The following is a 24,378-nucleotide window of genomic DNA, read 5'->3' as shown; positions in this document are numbered from 1 at the left end:
CGTTACGCGTTGTCGCGTAATCTAAATCAAACCGGTGACGGTGGTTTGCACTGTTTTTTGCAGCTTAGTGCTGCCAAAAAATTTGACTTATGATACCCTCCCAGCCCGTTTCGAGCCAGTTCTTAAAGGGGTAGTAAATGCTAAACAATAAAAATAATTGTATTAAATTAGCGATAAAGCAAAGCTGTATTGATGTATTTGCACATTTTGCACATCTTCCTTACGCCATCCTACTAGATTCTGCCAATAGCGAGCATATAAATAGTCGTTTTGATATTATTGCCATCGAGCCGCAAAGTACCCTTGAAGTAAAAAATAATAAAAGCTTTTTAAATAATATAGAGAGTAGTGATAACTGCTTTGAAATTATGAATAATGAGCTTTCGCATCTTGATAAAACAAAAGCCAGTTACGATTTACCCTTTAACGGCGGCTGGCTTGGTTACTTTGGTTACGACCTGGGGCGTACAATTGAAAGCATGCCTACAATTGCTATCGAAGATATTAATCTTCCCCAAATGGCTATTGGTCTTTATTTAGATGCTCTTATTTACGATAAAAAGCAACAAAGCTGGTTTTATGTATCGCAGCCAAACGTTAATCGTATAGCGCTTTATAAACAATATTTAGACACTTCAGTCACTAATTTAAACTTTAAATTAAGCAGTGATTGGCACTCAAATATGAGTAAAAATGAATATGCTGAAAAGTTTGCGATTATTGAAGAGTATTTAAAAAGTGGTGATTGCTATCAAATTAATTTAGCGCAGCGCTTCAACGCTCAGTTTAAAGGCTCCCCTTGGGCAGCTTATGTTAATCTGCGTGAAGCAAATAAAGCGCCGTTCTCAAGCTTTATAAATCATCCACAAGGGGCTATTTTATCAATTTCTCCTGAACGCTTTATATCTGTAAATAATAACGTTGTAGAAACCAAACCTATTAAAGGTACATTGCCGCGAAAAGCGGATGCGTTAGAGGATCAACGCCAAGCGCAAATACTCGCAGCATCAGCTAAAGATCGCGCTGAAAATGTCATGATCGTTGATTTACTGCGTAACGATTTAAGTAAAGTAGCAAAACCAGGCAGCGTTCACGTCCCTTCCCTTTTTGCTATTGAAACCTTTCCGGCAGTGCATCATTTAGTGAGCACGGTAACCTCAGTACTTGACGAGGGTAAAACTGCAGTCGATCAGCTAAAAGCGGCTTTCCCGGGTGGCTCAATCACCGGTGCGCCCAAAATTAGAGCCATGGAAATAATTGAAGAACTAGAGCCACATCGCCGCAGTATTTATTGTGGTTCAATTGGTTATTTAAGTGCGTGTGGAAATATGGACACCAGTATCACTATTCGCACCTTGGTGTGCCACAAAGCGCAAATTTACTGCTGGGCCGGTGGCGGAATAGTCGCTGATTCTAAAGTCGAATTGGAATATCAAGAAACTTACGATAAAGTGAATAAAATTCTTCCCTTATTAAAACAGTAGGTCGCTTTGAATAGTGAACACATTATGGCGCGGTTTCTGTTAAGCCCTACAGCTGCGCCAAATCAGATAAAAGACACGCGTAAAAAACGCGCGAGCGCCGTGATGCTACCAATTATTGATGTAGATAATCATGCACATATTTTATTGTGTAAACGCCCTACTTATTTACACCATCACCCTGGGGAGATTTGTTTGCCCGGCGGCAAGTTTGAAGTAAGCGACATTACTCTTCGCACCACAGCACTGCGCGAACTAAAAGAAGAGCTAAATATTGCCGAAAGTAACGTTAATGTATTAGGCCACTTACCCGAGTATTCAACTTTAACGGGTTTTAGTATTAGCCCCTATGTAGGTTTACTGAATAAAAGTACCACGTGGGAAAATGACTATAACGAAGTACAAGCGAGCTTTTTACTGTCTATTACTGAGTTAAATAACGAAGCTAACTGGCAACCCTTGCCTTTTCAACGATTTGGAAAAACTGTAATATTGCAAGGATTTAAAACACCGCATGGATTACTCTGGGGTGCTACCGCAAGTATTATAAAAAACTTTACAAAACAACTCGCCCTACCAGTTTAAATCTTTGTTATTAGTAGTTACACAGTCACAATTCCACGTTATCATGCTCGACCGTTCAAAGAGCAGCTTAGTGCTGAGAAACAAAGTAGAGACACACATTATGATCAGTGCATTTGATATGTTTAGCATTGGTATTGGCCCTTCGTCGTCGCATACCGTTGGCCCAATGCGCGCATCACGCTTATTTGTTAATGAACTTCAAGAAAAACAATTATTAGCAAATGTTACCGATATTAAAGTAGAGCTTTATGGCTCACTAGGTCAAACAGGCGTAGGCCATGGCTCAGGTAAAGCTGTAATACTTGGCCTGGCTGGTTACGACCCTGAAACAATCGATGCCGATTTAGTCGATAATATTTTAGCAACTATTGAAAAAGATCAGGTTATTTATTTAAACCAAACACACAAAGCAAAGTTTCCAAAACAAGGCGCAATTGTTTTTCATCGTCGCAAAACGCTTCCTAAGCATTCTAATGCAATGGAAATTATCGCCTCAAACAACGGCGAAAAAATTTACAGCAAAGTATATTACTCTATTGGCGGTGGCTTCATTGTTACTGACGAAGAGTTTGAAAACGAAAAACAGGCAGCCCTCGATATTAGAGAAGAAAACCCCGCCCCTTTTCCATTTGGTAGTGCAAAAGAGTTACTAGAAATGTGTAAAGAGTCAGGGTTGAGTGTTTCAAGCTTGATGATGAAAAACGAAAAGACACTGCGCACTGAAGACGAAGTAAAAGACACACTGTTCCATATTTGGCAAGTAATGATGGCCTGTATCGACCGTGGTATGCGTACCGAAGGTATTTTACCCGGTGGCTTAAAAGTAAAGCGTCGTGCGCCAAGCTTATACTTAAAACTAAATATAGAAGTCAGTAACGATCCACTGCGTGCAATGGATTGGGTTGATTTATTTGCTCTTGCAGTTAACGAAGAAAATGCGGCTGGTGGTCGTGTAGTAACCGCCCCAACCAACGGTGCTGCGGGTATTTTACCCGCTGTACTTATGTACTATCACACGTTTGTAAAAGAAGTAGACCGCGATATCGCCACGCGTTATTTGTTAACGGCCGCTGCTATTGGTATTTTATATAAAAAGAATGCCTCTATTTCGGGTGCCGAAGTAGGTTGCCAAGGTGAAGTTGGCGTAGCGTGCTCAATGGCAGCCGGTGCATTAACTGAAATTGTTGGTGGCAATGTAGTGCAAGTAGAAAACGCAGCAGAAATTGGCATGGAGCATAATTTAGGTCTCACCTGCGACCCTGTTGGTGGCTTAGTGCAAGTTCCATGCATTGAGCGTAATGCAATGGGCGCAATTAAAGCAATCAACGCTTCACGTTTAGCTATTCGCGGCAGTGGTGAGCAAAAGGTATCGCTTGATAAAGTGATAAAAACCATGCTTGAAACTGGCAACGATATGAAAACAAAGTACAAAGAAACCGCTCGCGGTGGGTTGGCCGTTAACATTATCGAATGTTGATCTGCTCTCTATAAAAAGAAAAAGCCGCCTATTTTAAAATAGGCGGCTTTTTTCTTATTCGTTCAATGTAATTACCAGAGTTCGGGGCAGTTAAGCTATTTAACGGGTAACTCTATATCTGCAAATAACTTATCTACGTCATCTTGGTTGCGTAATAAACTTGCTCGCTCTACTCGCTCTTTAGTTAAGTGCGGGGCAAAACGTTCTATAAAATCATACATGTAAGTACGCAAAAAACTACCCTTTCTAAAGCCAATTTTGGTTGTACTTGCTTCAAATAAGTGACTCGCATCAATACACACTAAATCGGTATCGCTCACTTGATCTATCGCCATAGAGGCAACAACACCTACGCCTAACCCTAAACGTACATACGTTTTTATAACGTCAGCATCGGTTGCAGTAAATACAATATGTGGTTCGAGCCCGTGTGCACTAAATGCTTTGTCTAGCTCTGAGCGCCCCGTAAAACCAAATACATAGGTTATAAGTGGATATTGAGCAATATCAGCCACAGTTAAACTATTTGCTTTTTTAGCTAATGGATGATCTTTAGCGACAACAATACTGCGGTTCCAGTGGTAGCAAGGCAACATAACTAAATCTGAATACAAATGCAGTGCTTCTGTTGCAATAGCAAAGTCGGCATCACCGCGTGCTGCTGCATCCGATATTTGTTGCGGTGTACCTTGGTGCATATGAAGTGATACTGCAGGGTATTTTTTCATAAACCCTTGAATAACATTCGGAAGCGCATAACGCGCTTGGGTATGAGTCGTAGCAATATTTAACTTACCCTGATCTGGTAGCGTATGTTCATTTGCGACTGCTTTTATACCTTCGACCTTCGATAGGATTTCACGTGATATATGAATAATTTCTTTACCCGCACTCGTTACATGCGTTAAATGTTTACCACTGCGACCAAATATTTGTACTCCCAACTCATCCTCTAGCATTCGTACTTGTTTAGAAATGCCGGGCTGTGAGGTAAATAAGCTCTCAGCAGTGGCTGAAACATTTAGTTTATGATTTTGTACTTCTACTATGTATCTGAGTTGTTGTAATTTCATGGCTGCATATTTTAACGTTGTTATTCATATTATATATAAAGGCAATAGGTGTTATGTCCAAGCGTTATTCTACTTTAATCGTAGTTTTAGGCCAGTGTGTTTGCATTTATACGTCTGGAGCTCAAGGCTAGCACAATAAATATACTTCAGGTAGCAATGATTATTCCGATTTATCTTATAATTGCGTAGACTTTCAATACATTATTAGTCTATTTTTAAGTTAATCATTGTAAAACTACCCCGTTACCATATATTTAATGTAAGATTAATTAATTAGCTTATGAATCCGAGAATTACAACATGATCGTTTCTATTATAATAGTGCTTATAGTCGCACTGATTGTGATTGCGCTTTGGGTTAATGCCGTTCAGCAACACAAAGAAAAGCAAGAAGGCAAACGTCGCAAAGAGCTTACAAAACAAAAAGCGATAATAGAAGAAACCGAAGAAGCATTAATGAATAATGCTAATATTCCATTATCGGAACACATTATAAGAGTATTGCAACGACGTATTTATGAAGCACTTAATACCATGGTTATTAACTCGCCGGGCTCTAAAGCACTAAAAAGCCGTTTAACCGAAGCAAAAGAACACCTAGCAAGCAATATTCAAGGTAATAATAGTGATGCACTATCTATTCCTAGTAACGATAAACAGCTTGTTGGCCTTATTCAAGGTATTAAAAAACTACGTGCAATTTTACGATCAGAGCATGCTAAGGGTAGAGTTGATAGCCAAGTTTTTTCAGGAGAAGACAAACGTCTTGAAAGGCTTCAGCTTAGAATAAACATTGAAAGCCAAATTAAACGCGGCGTATCTGCACAAGCGGCGAGCATGGTTGGCTCTGCAAGACAATATTTTGAAAAAGCCTATGCAACATTAAACTCTGTTTCATTCGCTGATGAGTACGTAACAGCAAAGCTTCAAGAAGTTGAGGGTTATTTAGAGGCGATAAGTGTTGAGCTTAGAGCTTCGAACGCCACAGCACTTAAAAAGAAAAATGAGCAAGAGCAAGACGATTTAGATGTATTATTTGCCCCTAAAAAGAAATGGTAAGCATTTATTTTTCTTCAGTTAAGCCCATATAACTATATGGGCCTTTTTTAGTCAGTTGTTAATACTCATCAGCATCTATCACGACAAAAACGCAAACTTAACAACAAATAACACAGTTAAAATCCAAACACTAATTGATACTTCATCTCGCTTGCCACACAACACTTTAACTGCAGTATACGATATAAAACCCAGTGCAATACCATGCGCAATAGAAAAAGTTAATGGCGTCATTAATAATACAACAGTCACCGGAATAGCATCTGTCATGTCATCCCAATTTACAAATTTCAGATTTTGCAGCATTAATACAGCCACATATAAAATGGCTCCAGCCGTTGCGTAAATAGGCACCATCTGCGCAAGTGGTGCAAAAAACATCATTAGTAAAAAGCAAATACCAACAACAACAGCGGTTAAGCCTGTTCGCCCACCTACAGATACACCTGCAACCGACTCGATATAAGATGTTGTTGTTGAAGTACCCAACATAGCACCTGCAATTGTGGCAGTGCTGTCTGCACTCAATGCTCGTCCTAAGCGAGGCATATTGCCCTTTTCATCAGCCAATCCCGCTTTTTGTGTTACAGCGACTAATGTCCCTGAAGTATCAAATAAATCAACAAACAAAAATGCAAAAATAACACTGAGCATTGAAAGCTCAAGTGCCGCACCAAAATCAAGCTGCATAAAGGTAGGTAAAATAGAAGGCGGCATAGCAACCACACCATGATATTCAACAAGCCCTAAACCTAGTGCTATAACAGTCACCAATAAAATGCTAATTAAAACACCACTTTTAAAATCGCGATATAAAAGTGCTGCAATAATAAAGAAGCTAAAAATAGCTAACAATGGGCCCGCTGATGTTATATCGCCTAGCTGGACTAAAGTAGCTGGACTCGCGATGATAATCCCTGCATTTTTAAGCGCAATTAGCGCTAAGAATGCACCAATACCTGTTGCAATAGCCTGTTTTAAAACTAAGGGAATCGCATTAATGATCCACTCTCGAACTTTAAATAAGCTTAAAAATAGAAATATACAGCCCGACATAAACACAGCACCTAATGCGGCTTGCCACGTGTACCCCATTCCCAGCACAACACCGTAAGTAAAAAAGGCATTCAATCCCATACCAGGCGCAAGTGCTAATGGATAATTAGCCCATAAGCCCATAATAAAACAACCAATAGCAGCAGCAATACATGTAGCGACAAAGGCTGCTCCTTGATCCATTCCTGCTTCAGCTAACATTGCAGGATTCACAAACACGATATAAACCATGGTGATAAATGTAGTTACCCCAGCGATACACTCACGGCGAACCGAGGAACCATTTTCATTAATTTTAAATAAGGCTTCGAGCATAATAAACTTATGATAATAAAAAGTGACGAGATTTTATCATAAAAATAATTTTTTACAGGACATTTTACCTTGCGGTATACTAAACTATTGAAGTAGCTAAAATAACAAAAAGACGAATATGATAAATACAACACCAACAGGCCAGAATTTAGAGCAACAATTAGACAATATATTGTCTTTTGTAACGCAACCTAATGATGCTAATTTAGCACCAAATAATGAGGATCGCCCGCAAAGTTCCCTTAATAAGGCACTTTATTATTTAAAAAATGACCAACATCCACTTGCCGCAAAATGGATGCGTTTGGCTGCTATGTCGGGAGATCACCGAGCACAATTTTATTTGGGACTGTTTTTTGTTAAAGGGCAAGGCGTACCGCAAAGTGTTTTTCATGCTACGGCATGGCTAAGCTTATCAAGTAGTCAAGGTCATGAACCTGCGACGGCAGCTTTGGCCGATCTACGTAAACATATTGAAACCAAACGCTTTAAAGATGCACAATGTTATGCTGCTAGTTTGTATGAGCAAATTCACCAGTTGCAGTTTTCTCATTTGATCTCTCATACTTCCCCTACAGAATAATCATCTACGTATTTTATTCATAAAACACCTGTATAAAGTCACCGTAAAAAACGCTGCAATCACCTGCTAGCTAAGTCATAGTAACAATAGCACTCTATAATTAAAATTTAAGCTAGAAGTGGTATGAAATATAAAAACATTAATTATCAAAGACCTACTTAAAAATTAAATCTAATTGAATATTTAAAAAAGAATAACTGTACAAATAAATAGCAAATAATACTTGCGCAAAAGCACTGTATAAACTACTGTATATAAATACTGTATATAAACCCAGTGAGATAACTAAAATGTTACAGCCTATTACAATTAGAACAGTTAAAAGCTACCAGCAAGACGATAAAAGTGATTGTGTTAATTTAATTCAGATTGAAGATGAGATATCTGCGACATTTGAGTTATTAAAGGTGCTACATCAGTACAATAATCTAAACGCTTGGACATTATTAATCGCACCGGATAACGTACCTAGTAAAGCATTACTTGATTCATGCTCTATTGATACAAGTAAATTACTTGTTATTAGACAAAAGCACCTAGTCAATTTAGAGTATGTATTAAATTCGGCGTTACATAACGGTAATTTTTCAGCAGTAATTACATGGACAGACATAGTAAATAACCAATTACTTAATAGCTTATCTTTAGATTTGAGTAAAACACGAACAAAACTTTACTGTTTTACAAATAATATTCAAATTACAAAGATACCCCATAGCCAACAAGCTTGTTAAACTAACGCTTTTATACTGTGTAGAACAACTATGAACTCACTGAACTCTATAAGCTGTTTATGTGGCAGTCAGCAAGAATATGCAGACTGCTGCGAACCTCTTCATTTAGCAAAACAACAAGCTCAGACTCCTGAACAACTAATGCGTTCGCGTTATACGGCTTATGTACTTAAAAATGCAAAATATGTTTACCAAACCTATGCAAGTAAAAAGCAAGCTGAAAATCCTGTTAAAGAAATAAACGATTTTGCTAACAGCTGTCGATTTATAAATCTTGATGTCATTAGCTCACACCATGATGGAGATAAAGGCGAAGTAGAATTTAAAGCTCAGTACTTTTACCAAAGTCTGTTTTGTGAACTTCACGAAAAATCGCAATTCATTAAAGAAAATGCTCAATGGCGTTATTTAGATGGCACTATATTTCCAGTTACGGATATTAAGGTGGGTAGAAATGATGATTGTCCATGTGGTAGTAATAAGAAATACAAAAAATGCCACAGTGTGTAATATATAATTTTATTTAACCCCTTTACATAAGTAAGGATTGTTGATTATAGGCAGTCCTTTACTGATATAAATACACTTAAGCCCCCCTCTACTCTTGTAGCTACCTTATTCATGTTTATGCCAATTATTACGGTGTGTAGTTAGCGTTTAAACGCTACATTTACCAGTGCACCAAACTTGCTTATACCGATTCGCTTAATTAAGTGATCTATTTTGAGGGAAGGAAATCGTATCGATAACAAGGCAAAAAATTTGTCCTTTAGTTGTTCTATATCAGAAATTTTTAACAAAGTTAGCGTCAGGTTTAATCCCTCAAATTGATTAAGTATTATTGCGGATTGGTATTATTTAAACATGCCTCCTCTGTTTTAGTGAACAACCGATAAACGCTCCACACTTAATATTTATAGCGTAAAACAAAAAATGAGCCACTTGGGCCCATTTTATAATTTCGAATACTGACTAAATATTATTCGTCATCATCTAAGTCTAACTGTTGACGCTGAGCTGGTCGTGCTAAAATCTCTACATAGAAAGAAGTCAGACCTTGCTTTTCAATTTCACCAATTTGGTTACTTAATTCAGCTACGTGCACAACTTGCGCATCTTCAGCTGTGTTACCAAACTTACAGTCAAATGCCCAATAATCTGCATCTTCAGGTAGTGTTTTATTGCGCTCTCGTTTCAAATATTTTTTCACTTCATGCTTTGCAGCATCAACCATACGAGGGTATTTGATTTTCTCGTGATTCAGCGTGAATGTTTTCTTCATTACGTTCCTAATTACCTTGGTTTAATGATAGCGGCATTTCATGTCATACCATTTGCGATCATTATAGCAATTGCAATTAACTTTTGGATGCTTTTTTTGCACTAAATCAATTATTAGCCAATATCATTAAATTAATCAGTAATAGTGATGCGAAAACACAAAAAACAACATATAGGGTTACTCGATATACCTAACTTTTAAAGCTGTAAGAAGGTAAATCAATCGGTAAGCAAGAGTTAATTTTCTAGGTTAAATTACAATATGCATTTGTCCCTGAATCACATAAATAACACGCTTGCTTGCTATTAGATATTTTCTCAAGCAGTAACTAAGTGTAAAGGCTCATGTAAAGCATCGTTATTAAGGAGATCGTAAAAAGCAGCGGCGTCCATCGCTGGATTAGAAAGTTGCGTTTCTGTGTTTTTTATACGTCTACGCACAGCAAGCTCACAATTATCAATGATATTCAACGGAATATGCGTTACATCATCTCTTATAAAGAGGGGCTCTGGATTCAAACAATGATTCAATTTAATATCGTTCATTCCAGAGCGTTCTCCAGCACTGATCAGTAGTGAAGCGTTATGTTGACCAATCAACATATCAAATTTATCTGGCGCTAAAAGTTGCTTAGGACCAACACCCAATTGTTTGCGAAGCGCATCATCAGTAATAATTGCGTCTTCGAGTTCTGTTTTTGGTAAGTGAAATTGGCTAAAATCAAGTGCGTCATGCGATAACATTGCGAGCAAAAGAGAAAACTCTCCTCTTCGCTGTTCGTGCACACTTTTGTTAAGCCGTGTGCTTAATTGGTTCTCAGTGATCAACAAATCATCGATTTGCATAGTCTTTAGCCGATTGTTGTAGGTTATAGATATTTATCGGCTTTTTTTCATTTTTCTTTAGTTTTTTTCTTTACTTAAATACATATTTTGCTATTATCAGCGCCGTTGCATTGGAGGGGTTCCCGAGCGGCCAAAGGGATCAGACTGTAAATCTGACGGCTCAGCCTTCGCTGGTTCGAATCCAGCTCCCTCCACCACTTTTCTTACCGCTAAGTTAAGTGGGGCCAAATGTAACAAAATTAGTGTGGAGGGGTTCCCGAGCGGCCAAAGGGATCAGACTGTAAATCTGACGGCTCAGCCTTCGCTGGTTCGAATCCAGCTCCCTCCACCACTTTTAATCTTCCCTAGTAAGCAATAAAATCTAAAACCCCCACTGTAAGCTCATTCCATTAATTTTTAACCATTGTGATGCTGATTTATGATCAGGGTAAAATATTTCAACTCGCTGCCAAAATGCTTTACTGTGGTTTAAATGACGCAGATGTGCTAACTCATGAACTATTACATAATCAATTATGTGCTGTGGTGCACCAATAAGGTGTAGATTAAAGGTCAAATCACGTTTGCTGTTACAACTCCCCCACTTTCTTTTATAAATCGCAATATTCAAATTGCGTGGTAAAGCCTCGTTCATTTGTGTACAAAAATACGTAAGTCGCATTTCTATATAAGCTGTTAGCTGCTCTTTTAAATACTCTTCTAATAATTTTTGATACTTTAATTGTTGATGTTTAACACGTTTAGATACCGTAATTAACAAGCCAGCTAGTTGTGGTTTTACACCAGAGTAGTGACCTTGCTCAAACTGCACATTTACTTGCTCAGAATAAATACATATTTTTTTAGTTTCAAAGGGGTATTGCTTGCAGTCAACAACAGTGAGTTGCTTAAGCAATTGCGCATCAACCCATGTCTTTTTTTCTAAAAGCCAACTATCAATCTGCTTTTTTGCAATATAGCTAGGTGCGTATACGGTTACCTGCTGGTTATGAACTTTAATCGCAACGGTTTTTCTTCGTGCGCTTTTTTTTAGCTGATATTCAAACACTTCAATTTCTCAAATATAAATATTACTTACCCATCTAGGTAATATATTAGCACTATCTTAATTAAAAAAATTAGCTTTATTAGTTAAAGTACTCTCGTATTCAGTCGTTATGAAATAGTGATTTATTAACTGCAGTAAATTAATTTTTTATTAATTGCTTTATTATATTAGACTAAAATCATAGAGATTATATTGTGAGTTATCATGCTATCAAACTTTTTCATTACAGATCAAGATCCTAGCTTAATTGTGAATGGGGTTTACGATCCTATTTTAGTCTCAATGTCTGTCCTAATCGCTATATTTTCTGCATTTTTTACCACCAAACTCATTGATTTAGCGAAAAAGACTAAATTTCCAAGCTACCAACGTTTAGCCAATATTACCGCAGCCACTGTTTTTTCTGTTGGTATTTGGAGTATGCATTTCATTGGTATGCTCGCTTTTTCACTCTGCACTAATATTCAATATGATCCCATGATTACATTATTGTCATTTATACCCGCATTTTTAGCCTGCCAATGTGCCGTATCTATGCTGGTAAATAGTAATGGGAATTTCAAAATACTGGCTACTTGTTCGATTTTGCTTGGTGCTGGTATTGGCACAATGCACTACAGTGGCATGGCTGCGATGCAACTTGCGCCTTTATTACGTTACGACCCTACTATGTTTGGCCTCTCTATTATTGTTGCTATCGCACTTTCATTTTTCGCCTTGTATAGCCGCTTTAATCTTGAAAAATTATTTCCTAAATTAGCCCCTTTTCAGAGCCGACTTATAAGCGCTATTGCTTTAGGCTTAGCCGTCACCGGTATGCATTATATGGGTATGGCCGCAACCCGATTTGTGACTACATCGCCTGTTTTATATGAAGATACAAATGCTACTGCAGGCTTAACATTTGTCGCCATTGCGGTAGCAACAGCAACAATAGCTATCACGAGTGTTGTTGGAGTACTTAATGGCATGGTGCGCTACAGAATGTTACTAGAAGCTAAATCAGCAGACGAATCGCGCCTAAATGCGATTTTAGGCACTGCTATAGATGGAATTGTAACCATTGATCACAAAGGTATTATTTTAAGTTTTAATAACTCAGCAACAAAAATATTCGGTTGGTGCGAAAGTGAAGTACGAGATCGCAATATTAAAATACTCATGGATGATAGCATCGCGGCCAATCACGATAATTACCTATCAAAAGCTAAAAATGTTGATTTAGGAAAAGTAATCGGTGTCAATCGTGAAATATCCGCTAAACATAAAAACGGATACTTATTTCCGATTCGACTAGGTATTGGTGAAGTTAATCAACCTGGCCAAAACCCTCTATATGTAGGCTTTATTACTGATTTAACCGAGCAACGAGAACTGCAACGAAGCCTAGTAGAAAAAGAGCAACAGTACCGCTCTTTAATGGATAATATGCCGGGCGTTGTGTTTAGGTGTAAATTTGATGAAAATTGGACAATGCTATTTATTAGCCCGAGTGTTCTTGAATTAACGGGATATCAATCAAAAGAATTTATCGAGCATTGTATTGAATTTAATGACCTTGTCTTGAAAACTGATCAGCCAACTATTCTTGTTGCTGTAAATAAAGCGTTCACACAAAAGCGTCAGTATTCTATTGAATATCGGATCCGCCACCGAAACGGAAAAATTCTATGGCTACTTGATAGGGGGACTTTTGATTTTGATGAGCACGGTGAATCCCAATGGATTGACGGTGTGCTAGTCGATATAACAGAGCGAAAAGAATACGAGAAAACGCTTGAAACTGCAAAACTTCAGGCAGAAGAAGCCGCTAACGCTAAACAATCTTTCATGGCAAACATGAGCCATGAAATACGTACTCCTATGAACTCAATTATTGGTTTTAGTGACTTGCTCATGGATACGCCTCTTGATCAACAACAACAAAAACATCTCATTACTGTTAACAATGCCGCTCGTTCATTATTACGCTTACTCAATGAAGTTCTTGATTCAGCAAAGCTAGAACGTGGAAAACTTGCTGTAGAGCCAGCTCATTTTAGTTTGAAGCCAGTCATAGACAGTATTATTTCGACATTTTGGCTAGAAGCTAAAAAGAAAAATCTAAGTCTGACGCTCAATATTGAAGAGTCGGTAAGTAAGACCTATTACGGAGACGCTGATCGACTGAGGCAAATACTTACTAACCTCATTGGTAATGCTATAAAGTTTACACAACGTGGAGCTGTTACTGTCACTGTAAGTACAACGCATAATGAACATCTTTTTTTTGAAGTGCAAGATACCGGTATTGGTATCATAGAAGATCGTATACAAGCCATATTTCAGCCCTTTGAGCAAGCTGATGGGACCACAACTCGACGATTTGGTGGTACTGGGCTTGGGACTACTATTAGTAAACAGCTTGTAGAGCTAATGGGAGGCACTATAGACCTCACTAGTGAAGTGGGTAAAGGTAGTTGCTTCTACTTTTCATTACCGCTTGAAGCCGGGGACGAAGCAAAAATAGATTACTTCGATGGGTTACATACCCAATTACCAGCTCTTAGAATACTTGTTGTTGATGATATTGAACAAAATACGGAGCTGCTTTCGTTACTGCTTTCACGGGATAAACATAACGTAGTAACAGCAAGTAACGGACTTGAAGCTGTGAGTATTTTTAAGGAACAAAACTTTGATGTTATTTTAATGGATATTCACATGCCTGAATGCGATGGTATTGAAGCAACACTCAAAATACGTGAGCTTGAAAAACGAAGACAATTAAAATATACACCTATCATTGCTTTAACAGCCAGTGTATTACAACAAGATAAATTAACAGCCAAAAAGTCTGGGATGAATGGTTTTACTAATAAGCCAATTGATATAAACCAGTTAAATCAAGAAATTGCACAGGTTCTTGGGCTGAGTTTAGTAAAAGAAATCGCCGTAGCACACACTGACCATAATACTAATCACATTGATTTTAAAAAAGGTTTGGCTTTGTGGGGCTCAAAATGTAGACAACTTACAGAAATCACTAAATTTATGAACGACAGTGGCAAAAAATTTAAAGTACTTTTAAACGAGCCCCTATCTGATGTTAGTAACTTCAAAAATTTAGTGCATACGTTAAAAGGGGTGGCAGGAAATCTAGGCCTGATAACGTTAATGGAATTGCTAGATAATTTAGAGTACGCAGAAGATACCAAGGTAAGTAGCACTCTCAGTGCCATAAAAGAAGAGCTCGCTATCATAGTTCAATTGTTGGCAAAAAATGTGTGTAAGCAGCCAAAAAATAGTATAGATGAAAATATTAGTATTTTGTCTGTTTTAGAACTAAAGGCGCTTTGTGAGGTATTGTATCAATATGCTCAAAATGCTGAACTTAACGATGAGCTTATTGCCCAATTACTTCTCAACTCAGATATACAATTTGCAGATGAAGTAAAAAGTATAATCACTGCTTTTGATGAATTTAATTTTAGTACAGCACAAGAACAATTAAAGTCGTTACTAAAAAAACTAGCACTAATGAGTATTAATTGATGGATTTTTCTACCGATAGGCCTCGTATTTTAATCATTGACGACGAACCAGCAAATCTCAAAGTAATGCGAGAAGTGTTAGGTAATCAATATCGCATGTCATTTGCTAAATCAGGTGAAGCCGCACTCGCCTTACTTGAAAAAGATCTACCTCAACTTATTTTACTCGATATTATGATGCCAGATATGAATGGCTTTGACGTTTGCCAGCGAATAAAAAATAATGCTAACACTTCTCATATTCCTATTATTTTTGTCACTGCATTAGAAGATGAAAGTGATGAGTTTAAAGGCTTTGAGCTAGGCGCAGTTGACTATATTACCAAACCAATTAGCCCTGCAATTGTAAGAGCAAGAGTTAAAACACATCTCTCATTAGTTCAAGCGGAGCAATTAAAACAAGCACATGTTGATTTAGTCCAACGCTTGGGACGGGCCGCTGAATATAAGGATACTGATACTGGTGAGCATATTATTCGCATGAGTCAATACAGCAAGGTGCTTGCTTTAGCACTTGGTATGCCGGAACATCTGGCTGAGTTATTACGCCAAGCTGCACCAATGCATGATGTTGGTAAAATAGGCATTCCTGACGCTATTTTATTAAAACCAGGGCGATTAACAGGCGAAGAGTTTGAATATATGAAAAAGCATGCTGCCATAGGGGCGCAAATCTTAGCAAATTCACCCTCCCCGCTATTACAACTAGCTCATAAACTCGCAATTGAACACCATGAAAAATGGGATGGCTCTGGCTACCCCAATGGAATACGTGGTGAAGATATATCAATTGAAGGAAGAATTGTTGCCGTTGCAGATGTTTTTGATGCCCTTACGTCAAAACGCCCTTATAAAGAAGCATGGAGTGTAGAAAAAACTGTTCTACATATGCAAGCGCAATCGGGCTCTCATTTCGATCCGACTCTCATTGAATTATTCATAAGTAAGTTAGACGATATTCTTGTTATTAAACATGCAAATCAAGGACATTAACTCTTCTTAGCACCATGGGATCCTAAATAAATACTCGGATAATAAGACTTAATATGAGCATAGTCTTGAGACGTAATTTCATGACTATTACCACTTTCATCTTTAAAATACATTGAAAACGTCACACCGTGATCCGCAAGAACCGCTTTTATATTTAAGTTTTCAAAATAGCTAAGCCATTCTATAAATTGCTCCCCTGTTGCCAAAAATGCAATTCCTTTACTGCGTCCTTCACCTTCAAAAAGTGCTAAGCGGGTTGTTGAACTTGCATCTTCAAGTGTTAAAGGGCCTCGTCCGTCCTCATCCCAAAAGGCAAGTTCGGGAACTATGCTAAAACCTAAAACGCGCTCATACCATTTAACTGCACTCGACAAGTTATCAACATTCAAATGGCAATGATCAATACCAGATAATTTAGGCATACTTTTATTATTCACATTACTCACCAATTTCTGACTTTAATTGCTCTAAAAACTCATGCATATAAGTTGTACGCCTATTCGCTTCTGCTTTAGCTGATGGGGTATTCATGCTTTCAGCAATATGTAATAATTTTATAAAAAAATGATCGAGTGTGTATTTTTTATCATCGGCTTCACGTTCAATGCAAAAAGGGTCGTCTGGGTTATACAATAACCGAGAAATTGAGCCGCCAACTTTCATACATCGACTCACTCCAATCGCACCTAGTGCATCCATTCTGTCAGCATCTTGTACTATTTGTGCCTCAACTGTTTTAATTTTGATATTTGCGCTAAAACTATGCGCTGCAATAGCATGATGAATATCATCAAAAAGTGACTCGTCATAATTAATCGATTTTAAAAATTCCAATGCCTTATCGGCAGCCATAGTGGATGCGTTTGCGCGATCAGGATGATTTTTAGCCACCGCCACACAATCGTGCATCCACGCTGCAGGGAGTACTACTGACATATTAGCCTGCTCTGCATCACACAGCTGTATTGCAACACGCACCACGCGCTCTATATGCGTAATGTCGTGTGCTACATCAGCGTGCACAAAAGAGGTTATAAACTCTCTACATTGTGAATTAAGTATTTCTAAATCAGGGCTTAAAACGGCGTCAGGCACTTTCAGGTTCCAAAAGATAGTTAATAGGTAAATTATCCGTACTTTACCGTGCTTTATGCCACCCTTGCAAAACATTCATTGTATGTTGCCCAATGCTTGACTAAAATACAGCGCTTATTTATTACTACTGAGAAGCCTTATGTCATCTGCCGTTTACCTACAAGCTGGTCGCGATAAATCATTAAAAAGAAAACACCCTTGGTTATTTTCAAAAGCCATCAAAAAAATTAAAGGTAAACCTGGATTAGGCGACACAGTAACTATTCACGACAGTGAAGGTAAATTTTTAGCCACTGCAGCTTATAGCCCTCATTCGCAAATTCGTGCACGTGTATGGAGCTTTGACGAAAAAGAAATAATCGATCAACACTTTTTTGAGCGACGTTTACGCCGTTCATTAGAAGCACGCAGTCAAGTCATTGAAGAAGGTGGATTAACAGGCTTTAGATTATGTGCAGCTGAGTCTGATTACTTACCAGGTGTCACTATCGATAAGTTTGATAACGTATTGGTGTGTCAGCTATTAAGCGCTGGAGCCGAGCGTCATAAGGGCGAGATTGTAGGCGCGTTAATGGCTATTTTCCCAGGCTCTAGTATCTATGAGCGATCAGATGTAGAAGTACGCACAAAAGAAGGCTTGGAGCCAATTAAAGGTGTTCTTTGGGGTAATGAGCCAACACAACCTGTACTTATTGATGAAAACGGTTTTAAAATTGAAGTCGATATAATTGATGGACATAAAACCGGATTTTACTTAGATCAACGCGATAGCCGTGCTGCACTTGAGCGTTTTTCAAAAGGTAAAACGGTACTTAACTGTTTTAGTTATACAGGGACATTTTCACTATACGCCCTGCGTGGTGGGTGTGAGCATGTTACTAATGTTGATGTATCGCAACCAGCGTTAGATACCGCTAAACGTAATGTTGAGCATAACAACTTAGACTTAAATAAAGTTGATTTTGTTAAGCAAGATGTATTTAAGTTACTGCGTCAATACCGCGATGAAGGCAGACAATTTGATACCATCGTAATGGATCCACCAAAATTTGCTGATAATAAAGCACAACTAACAGGTGCGTGCCGTGGTTATAAAGATATCAACATGATTGCTATGCAAATACTTAAACCCGGTGGCACATTATTAACGTTCTCTTGCTCGGGTTTAATGGAGCAAAATTTATTTCAAAAAGTTGTTGCTGATGCAGCGCTTGATGCAGGTAAAGATCTACTTATAATGGAACGCCTAAATCAAGCAGCCGATCATCCCATTGCTGGCAGCTACCCTGAAGGTTTTTACCTAAAAGGTTTAATCTGTAAGGTCTATTAATAGCTAAGTAGCTAATTAATTAAATTCTATTATTTCAAGCCCTGCTGTTACCGTGCCATCATCTTCTTTGCTGGCACGTATTACTTTTGCCGTTGCTTTTAAAGGGGCAATACTTGGGTGTGTTGATGCGATATCAACCGATAAAATCGTTTCAGGCTCAAGCAAATCATCTAAATGCAGTGATAATCCTGTTGCACTTAAATCAACGCATTCCGCTGTGTAATTCAAACCAGCTACAGGCTCTATCGTGGTTAAATTTGCAGTTGTATTTACCTGCATACGTCTGAAGTTTCGTTTGTCATCTGTAAACATAATTCCCTCTATACAATTGTATTAATTTGCTCGAGCAATACGCTCATCGAAAATGGTTTGACTACATAGGCATCACATCCTGCATCAAACCCTGCCTTTTTTTCCAGCTCAGATTCAAGGCCAGATACCATAACAACCGGAATGTTTTTTGTCTCCGGCGTATGCTTCAACATTCTGCACGTATCGTAGCCATCAAGGCCTGGCATACATACATCAAGTAAAATTATATCTGGAGGATTCGCAATCGCTGACGCTAAACAGCTCTGCCCAGAGTCCGCATAGCTAACATCAAATTTGGACGCGAGTGCAGCTTTGAGTATCTCATAATTAAAATACTCATCGTCAACAACTAATAAATTTCGTGTTTTTGGTTCAATCAATGAGGACATGTTTATGTCGTTTCCTTCTCAAAGCAAAAATAAATCCTTCCATTAAGGTACTAAGCTTAATACGAAATGCAAGCTTTATTCAATTTCTTTTATCGCATTTAAAATTCGCTTCGACGATATTGGATAAGGAGTTCCTAATGTTTGGGCAAATAAAGAAACTCTTAGCTCTTGTTGCATCCAAAAAATTGCCGTTATGTTTTGTGGTATTGGCATGCCTTTGGGCGTTTTATTCACTAATTTTTTGTATTCTTGAGCAACTTTATCCAGTTCCAATACACATAATCTATCTCGATTAGGATCAACAGGTAATTTTTCTAAGCGTTTTTGAATAGCTTTTAAATAACGAATTAAATCTGTTATTTTATCTGCGCCATGCCCACTCACAAAACCTTTAAATATAAGTGACTCAAGTTGTGATTTTATATCGCCGTGCGCGGTTATCATGGTTAAATCAACGCGCCCTTTCATTTTTTTATGCAGCGCGTGAGCAATACTGAGTACTTGCTCAACCTGCGTTGCAATCGATACAACGGCATCGCCTAGGTCACCGCGTATTTGCTCTTTTACTGTTTCAAATGATTTTTCGTCACGTATATCACCGTGTTTTACTAATAAACTATCAACACCAGCGGCAATACAGTCATCAATTAAATCAGCGATTTTACCAAATGGGTTAAAGTACAAACCCAGCTTTGCCTTATTCGGTAAGTTTTGTTGTAAGTACTTAATTGGCGATGGCACATTGAGTAAAACTAAACGGCGCAGACCTTGTTGATGTGCTTGCTGCGCTTTTGCTTCGCTATCAAAAAGTTCCACTGCGGCGGCTGATTTTTTATCCACCAGCGCAGGGTATGCTTTTATCTCATATTGACCTTGCTTTTTAACGTATGACGCTGGCAGCTCACCAAAATCCCATTGTGTTAGGTCTGATTTTTCAATGCCTTTATCGGCTACTTTAGACAGTGTTTCGGTTACTTCACCTTGCAGCTGTGCTTTAAGCTTGTCTAAATCAAGCCCTCGTGCAAGTAACTTGTCGTGCTCATCACGTACTTCAAACTGCAATCGTAAATGCGGTGCAAGCGCGGTTAAATCCCATGCTTCTATATCAACTTTTACACCGGTCATTCTCAATAAACGCGTCGTTAATGCATCAATTAAGCTCCCTTGCATTGGCTCAATGGCTGCAAGTACCGCATCAGCGTAATTCGGCGCGGGTACAAAATTACGACGAAGCGATTTAGGCAATGACTTTATTAGCCCACTTATTAGTTCATGCCTAAAGGCAGGTATATGCCAATCAAAGCCACTTTCTTGTACTTGATTTAGCAGCGCTACCGGTATTTGTACCGCAACACCATCAACGGCTTGGCCTGGATCAAAATGATAAGCAAGCGGTAATATAATATTATCTTGCTGCCATGTGTCAGGGTAGTCAAACTCGGTTATATTACTTGCGCCATGCTGCATTAACTCTTCACGAGTCATATGTAGGTAATGTTTATTTTGTTGCTTTTGCGTTTTATACCATTTTAAAAATGCAGCGCGATTATTAATCTCTTTTGGTATTTTTTTATCGTAAAATTCAAATAATGTTTGCTCATCAACTAAAATATCACGACGACGCGATTTATTTTCCAGTACTTGAATATCTTCAATAAGCTCACGGTTAAACGCTAAAAAGCCCTCGTTTAAGCCCAGCTCTTGCTCAACTAAAGCAGTGCGTACAAAAAGCTCGCGACTCACTTTAGGATCAATATTGCTGTAAACACAGCGGCGTTTATTTACAACGAGCAGGCCGTACAAAGTTTGCTGTTCAAACGCGATTACCGCACCAGGCTTTTTCTCCCAGTGTGGCTCTGTGTAACTGCGTTTTACTAAGTGCTGTGCTAATGGTTCTACCCAGTTAATGTCTATTTTTGCATTGGTGCGAGCATATAATTTACTAGTCTCTACCAGCTCCGCTGACATTATCCATTTAGGACTCTTTTTAAATAAGCCCGAGCCTGGAAAAATATGGAACTGGCTATTGCGTGCGCCTTTGTATATTTGTTTCTCATCTTTAAAACCGATATGGCTTAGCATTCCGCTTAATAACGCTTTATGAACAAGTTCGCCATCAGCCGCTTGGCTGGTTGCTTTCATACCCATTTCGTTACACACAGTACTTATTTGATAAACAATATCTTGCCACTCACGCAGACGCATATAGGCTAGGAAATCTTTTTGACACAGCTTTCTAAACTGGCCGTTAGTCAGCTCGCTTTGCTGCTCTTCTAGGTAATTCCATAAGTTCAAAAAAGCGATAAAGTCTGAATCTGGGTCGTCAAAGCGACCGTGTTTTTCGTTAGCTGCAGCACGTTTTTCTTGCGGGCGTTCGCGTGGATCTTGAATCGACAGCGCCGCCACAATAACAATCACTTCACGCAATGCGCCAAGTTTATGGGCCGTAAGTACCATTTTAGCTAAACGAGGGTCAACCGGTAATCGGCTAAGCTCTCTACCTGAAGCGGTTAAACTCGTTTTGCTATCACGTTTGTCTGGCTTTACTGCTTGTAGCTCTTCTAATAACGATAAACCATCACTTATATTACGACTATCTGGCGCTTGCACAAACGGAAATTGCGCCATGTCGCCAAGGCCAAGTGCCAACATTTGTAAAATAACAGACGCAAGATTAGTACGCAGTATTTCAGGGTCGGTAAACTCTGGGCGCGATAAAAAATCATCCTCAGAGTACAAGCGAATACAAATACCCGCTTCAACACGTCCACAACGACCCATACGCTGATTAGCACTTGCTTGCGATATAGGTTCTATTGGCAGGCGCTGAACTTTTGTACGATAACTGTAGCGGCTTATACGCGCAGTACCTGGATCTATGACATAACGAATACCAGGCACGGTTAGTGACGTTTCGGCTACGTTGGTCGATAAAATAATATGACGACGAGAATGTGGCGCAAATATACGGTTTTGCTCTGCGTTAGATAAGCGCGAGTAAAGCGGCAATACGTCGGTGTGTTTTAAATTACGCTTGCTAAGCGCATCAGCAGTATCGCGTATTTCACGCTCACCATTTAAAAATATCAGTATGTCGCCGGGGCCTTCTGCGCACAGCTCATCAACGGCATCAAAAATACCTTGTAGCTGATCGCCCTCGGCTTCCATATCATCTTTATTAATATCGGCCGTTGGGTTGTAACGTACATCAACAGGGAAAGTTCGACCCGATACTTCTATAATTGGCGCATCATCAAAGTGCTTTGAAAAGCGCTCAGGATCGATGGTTGCAGAGGTAATTATTATTTTTAAATCAGGGCGTTTTGGAAGTAAGTTTTTTAAATAACCTAAAATAAAATCGATGTTTAAACTACGCTCATGCGCTTCATCAATAATGATGGTGTCGTATTGATTTAAAAATCGGTCTTGCTGAATCTCTGCCAGTAAAATACCGTCAGTCATTAGTTTAACGTAGGTATTATTAGAAACCTGATCGCTAAAACGAATTTTAAAACCCACTTGCTGACCAAGTTCACATTTCATTTCTTCAGCAATACGATTAGCCACCGTTCGCGCAGCTAATCGTCGTGGTTGAGTGTGACCTATTAAGCCATCAACACCACGACCAAGTTCTAAACACATTTTAGGTATTTGAGTTGTTTTACCTGAGCCCGTCTCACCTGCAATAATAACCACTTGGTTATTTGCAATGGCGTCTTTAATTAATTCCTTTTTTTGACTTACTGGCAATTGCTCAGGGTAAGTCACTTTAGGAAGGCCCGCTAAGCGTTTATCGCGTAATTCTTGGCTACGGGTTATATCAGCCGCTATTTTTTCAAGCGCGTTGGCATGCTTGTTTTCATCGGTTATTTTTTTTACGCCATGTAAGCGTTTTTTGAAAATGAATTGATCTTTTTTTAAGCACGTTTTTAGCTCGCCAAACAACTGACCTAGGTTTACCACCCGCATACCTTATAAAATTTTAATAATAGAGCGTTAATTGTATCAAACTAAACGCTCTGGGTTAATCCTACAAAGTGCATAACTGCTGATATATATGCTTATTCATCGTTAAAAATACCCACGTAAGTTGCTTGTGTATTTGATTTACTCGCGCGATACATGCCTGAGGTATTAAATGGCAAACTAATATTTCCTTTCGTATCCACAATAATAACGCCTCCAGTGCCGCCAATAGGGGCAAGCACTTTGTTAATGACTTCATCGCCCGCTTGTTCTATGGTTTTATTTTGATATTTAACACGCGCACAAATATCGCTAGCTACGTTATAACGAATAAAATACTCACCATGCCCAGTGGCTGAAACAGCACATGATGCATTTTCAGCAAAAGTGCCGGCACCAATTACGGGGGCATCGCCGATACGGCCATAACGCTTTGCCGTCATGCCTCCTGTTGATGTACCTGCCGCTAAGTTACCGTTTTTATCAAGCGCAACGGCGCCAACCGTACCCATTTTATAAGAGTCAGGTAAAGCTTTGTGCGCAGCTTGGTACTCTTTGCTCGTTGCTTTCGCTTTATCTAATTTTTGTTTTGCTTTTAGAAGTGCCTTGTAACGAAATTCGGTATCAAATAAGTTATTTTCGATAAGCTCAACGCCTTGCTCTTTAGCAAACTCTTCAGCGCCTTGCCCACTGAGCATGACATGTACAGAATTATCCATGACTAAACGCGCTAAACTAATTGGGCTTTCAACATGTTTTACACCCGCAACTGCCCCAGCTTCTCGGTTTCGACCATCCATAATAGAGGCATCAAGTTCATGGCTACCATCGTAAGTGTAAACCGCTCCACGTCCCGCATTAAAATAAGTCGATTGCTCTAATACCGTAATTGCAGCCGTTACCGCATCTAAACTTTCGCCACCTTGATCAAGTACCTTGTAACCCGCCTCAACTGCCTCGGTTAGTTTAGCGCGATACGCTTTTTCTTGCTCGGGCGTAAATTTTGCTTTTTCAATTGTGCCTGCACCACCATGAATCGCGATGGCAAATGGAGTCTCTGCAGCTAATACGCTATGACTTAAAGCAAAAAAGCTGCTCGCAAAAATAGCTAATAACGATGTGTTCATAATAAGTTCTTGTGTGAGTGATTTATAAGCTAATGTGAATGGTTGCGAGCTTAATTTCAACTAAAGTGAGTTTAATGGTACAAAAAAAGCGCCTT

The 24,378-nt window shown here is 38.8% G+C and carries 21 protein-coding genes and 2 tRNA genes; 12 read left to right on the top strand and 11 right to left on the bottom strand.

Annotated elements, in window-relative coordinates:
* Nucleotides 1–137: 137 nt before the first annotated feature.
* The 3 genes from pabB (at nucleotide 138) to PALI_RS01430 (ending at nucleotide 3,543) form a co-directional block, all read left to right on the top strand.
* On the top strand, nucleotides 138–1,484 hold the full coding sequence (pabB, locus tag PALI_RS01440) for an aminodeoxychorismate synthase component I (protein WP_193154593.1): 1,347 nt from the start codon (nucleotides 138–140) through the stop codon (nucleotides 1,482–1,484).
* Between the two features lie 6 nt (nucleotides 1,485–1,490).
* Entirely contained in the window at nucleotides 1,491–2,066 is a 576-nt protein-coding gene (locus tag PALI_RS01435) for an NUDIX hydrolase (protein ID WP_193154591.1), read from the top strand.
* A 100-nt stretch (nucleotides 2,067–2,166) separates the two neighbouring features.
* Nucleotides 2,167–3,543 carry an L-serine ammonia-lyase gene (locus tag PALI_RS01430; RefSeq protein WP_193154622.1) on the top strand — a complete coding sequence of 459 codons (1,377 nt, stop codon included), beginning with the start codon at nucleotides 2,167–2,169 and terminating at the stop codon, nucleotides 3,541–3,543.
* Nucleotides 3,544–3,638: 95 nt separating this feature from the next.
* Here the strand turns inward: PALI_RS01430 and cysB are convergent, their stop codons facing one another.
* A complete protein-coding gene (gene cysB, locus PALI_RS01425; RefSeq protein ID WP_077537641.1) occupies nucleotides 3,639–4,616 on the bottom strand; it encodes an HTH-type transcriptional regulator CysB in 978 nt (325 codons plus the stop codon).
* Nucleotides 4,617–4,916: 300 nt separating this feature from the next.
* On the opposite strand from cysB, the gene PALI_RS01420 reads away from it, so the two are divergent.
* Complete coding sequence (locus PALI_RS01420; protein WP_193154589.1) at nucleotides 4,917–5,675, top strand: hypothetical protein; 759 nt, start codon at nucleotides 4,917–4,919, stop codon at nucleotides 5,673–5,675.
* 78 nt (nucleotides 5,676–5,753) lie between these two features.
* Here the strand turns inward: PALI_RS01420 and PALI_RS01415 are convergent, their stop codons facing one another.
* Nucleotides 5,754–7,046 carry an NCS2 family permease gene (locus tag PALI_RS01415; RefSeq protein WP_138584045.1) on the bottom strand — a complete coding sequence of 431 codons (1,293 nt, stop codon included), beginning with the start codon at nucleotides 7,044–7,046 and terminating at the stop codon, nucleotides 5,754–5,756.
* Nucleotides 7,047–7,164: 118 nt separating this feature from the next.
* Between PALI_RS01415 and PALI_RS01410 the strand changes: the two genes are divergently transcribed.
* The 3 genes from PALI_RS01410 to PALI_RS01400 all read left to right on the top strand — a co-directional run bounded on the left by PALI_RS01410 (nucleotide 7,165) and on the right by PALI_RS01400 (nucleotide 8,873).
* Nucleotides 7,165–7,629 carry a tetratricopeptide repeat protein gene (locus PALI_RS01410; RefSeq protein ID WP_193154587.1) on the top strand — a complete coding sequence of 155 codons (465 nt, stop codon included), beginning with the start codon at nucleotides 7,165–7,167 and terminating at the stop codon, nucleotides 7,627–7,629.
* Nucleotides 7,630–7,919: 290 nt separating this feature from the next.
* The gene (locus tag PALI_RS01405) at nucleotides 7,920–8,363 is read left to right on the top strand and encodes a SulA-like leucine-rich domain-containing protein (RefSeq protein WP_077537637.1); all 444 of its coding nucleotides are present in this window, start codon (nucleotides 7,920–7,922) and stop codon (nucleotides 8,361–8,363) included.
* Between the two features lie 30 nt (nucleotides 8,364–8,393).
* A complete protein-coding gene (locus tag PALI_RS01400; RefSeq protein WP_193154585.1) occupies nucleotides 8,394–8,873 on the top strand; it encodes a YchJ family protein in 480 nt (159 codons plus the stop codon).
* Between the two features lie 469 nt (nucleotides 8,874–9,342).
* On the opposite strand, the gene PALI_RS01395 is transcribed toward PALI_RS01400, so the two are convergent.
* Both PALI_RS01395 and PALI_RS01390 read right to left on the bottom strand, forming a co-directional pair.
* Nucleotides 9,343–9,645 (bottom strand): DUF6172 family protein, encoded by a 303-nt coding sequence (locus PALI_RS01395; RefSeq protein ID WP_002961433.1) that lies wholly within the window; start codon nucleotides 9,643–9,645, stop codon nucleotides 9,343–9,345.
* 317 nt (nucleotides 9,646–9,962) lie between these two features.
* Entirely contained in the window at nucleotides 9,963–10,490 is a 528-nt protein-coding gene (locus tag PALI_RS01390; protein ID WP_077537634.1) for a VC2046/SO_2500 family protein, read from the bottom strand.
* 112 nt (nucleotides 10,491–10,602) lie between these two features.
* Between PALI_RS01390 and PALI_RS01385 the strand changes: the two genes are divergently transcribed.
* Nucleotides 10,603–10,687, top strand: a tRNA-Tyr gene (locus tag PALI_RS01385).
* A 49-nt stretch (nucleotides 10,688–10,736) separates the two neighbouring features.
* Nucleotides 10,737–10,821: transfer RNA gene (locus PALI_RS01380), tRNA-Tyr, on the top strand.
* Nucleotides 10,822–10,851: 30 nt separating this feature from the next.
* Here PALI_RS01380 and PALI_RS01375 read toward each other — a convergent pair.
* Entirely contained in the window at nucleotides 10,852–11,538 is a 687-nt protein-coding gene (locus PALI_RS01375) for a M48 family metallopeptidase (protein ID WP_193154583.1), read from the bottom strand.
* Between the two features lie 204 nt (nucleotides 11,539–11,742).
* On the opposite strand from PALI_RS01375, the gene PALI_RS01370 reads away from it, so the two are divergent.
* Both PALI_RS01370 and PALI_RS01365 read left to right on the top strand, forming a co-directional pair.
* Nucleotides 11,743–15,072, top strand: a complete 3,330-nt coding sequence (locus tag PALI_RS01370; protein WP_193154580.1) for an MHYT domain-containing protein — start codon at nucleotides 11,743–11,745, stop codon at nucleotides 15,070–15,072.
* Nucleotides 15,072–16,064: a response regulator gene (locus PALI_RS01365; protein ID WP_193154579.1), complete on the top strand. Its 993-nt coding sequence runs from the start codon at nucleotides 15,072–15,074 to the stop codon at nucleotides 16,062–16,064. The genes PALI_RS01370 and PALI_RS01365 overlap by 1 nt, the downstream gene beginning before the upstream one ends.
* Here the strand turns inward: PALI_RS01365 and PALI_RS01360 are convergent.
* Together PALI_RS01360 and PALI_RS01355 are read right to left on the bottom strand one after the other, a co-directional pair.
* On the bottom strand, nucleotides 16,061–16,501 hold the full coding sequence (locus PALI_RS01360) for a VOC family protein (RefSeq protein ID WP_193154576.1): 441 nt from the start codon (nucleotides 16,499–16,501) through the stop codon (nucleotides 16,061–16,063). The two genes, PALI_RS01365 and PALI_RS01360, sit on opposite strands and share 4 nt — an antisense overlap.
* A 1-nt stretch (nucleotide 16,502) precedes the next feature.
* Complete coding sequence (locus PALI_RS01355; RefSeq protein WP_404935927.1) at nucleotides 16,503–17,234, bottom strand: HD domain-containing protein; 732 nt, start codon at nucleotides 17,232–17,234, stop codon at nucleotides 16,503–16,505.
* 64 nt (nucleotides 17,235–17,298) lie between these two features.
* Between PALI_RS01355 and PALI_RS01350 the strand changes: the two genes are divergently transcribed.
* Nucleotides 17,299–18,489 (top strand): class I SAM-dependent methyltransferase, encoded by a 1,191-nt coding sequence (locus PALI_RS01350; protein WP_193154572.1) that lies wholly within the window; start codon nucleotides 17,299–17,301, stop codon nucleotides 18,487–18,489.
* A 15-nt stretch (nucleotides 18,490–18,504) separates the two neighbouring features.
* Here PALI_RS01350 and PALI_RS01345 read toward each other — a convergent pair whose 3' ends face one another.
* The 4 genes from PALI_RS01345 to PALI_RS01330 form a co-directional block, all read right to left on the bottom strand.
* The gene (locus PALI_RS01345) at nucleotides 18,505–18,801 is read right to left on the bottom strand and encodes a PilZ domain-containing protein (protein ID WP_077537629.1); all 297 of its coding nucleotides are present in this window, start codon (nucleotides 18,799–18,801) and stop codon (nucleotides 18,505–18,507) included.
* Nucleotides 18,802–18,809: 8 nt separating this feature from the next.
* On the bottom strand, nucleotides 18,810–19,190 hold the full coding sequence (locus PALI_RS01340; RefSeq protein ID WP_077537628.1) for a response regulator: 381 nt from the start codon (nucleotides 19,188–19,190) through the stop codon (nucleotides 18,810–18,812).
* 75 nt (nucleotides 19,191–19,265) lie between these two features.
* On the bottom strand, nucleotides 19,266–23,153 hold the full coding sequence (hrpA, locus tag PALI_RS01335; protein WP_193154570.1) for an ATP-dependent RNA helicase HrpA: 3,888 nt from the start codon (nucleotides 23,151–23,153) through the stop codon (nucleotides 19,266–19,268).
* Nucleotides 23,154–23,251: 98 nt separating this feature from the next.
* Nucleotides 23,252–24,283 (bottom strand): isoaspartyl peptidase/L-asparaginase family protein, encoded by a 1,032-nt coding sequence (locus tag PALI_RS01330; protein WP_077538997.1) that lies wholly within the window; start codon nucleotides 24,281–24,283, stop codon nucleotides 23,252–23,254.
* Nucleotides 24,284–24,378: the final 95 nt, after the last annotated feature.

Source organism: Pseudoalteromonas aliena SW19 (assembly GCF_014905615.1).
Lineage (GTDB): Bacteria > Pseudomonadota > Gammaproteobacteria > Enterobacterales > Alteromonadaceae > Pseudoalteromonas > Pseudoalteromonas aliena.
This window is presented reverse-complemented; position numbering and strand designations above follow the sequence as displayed.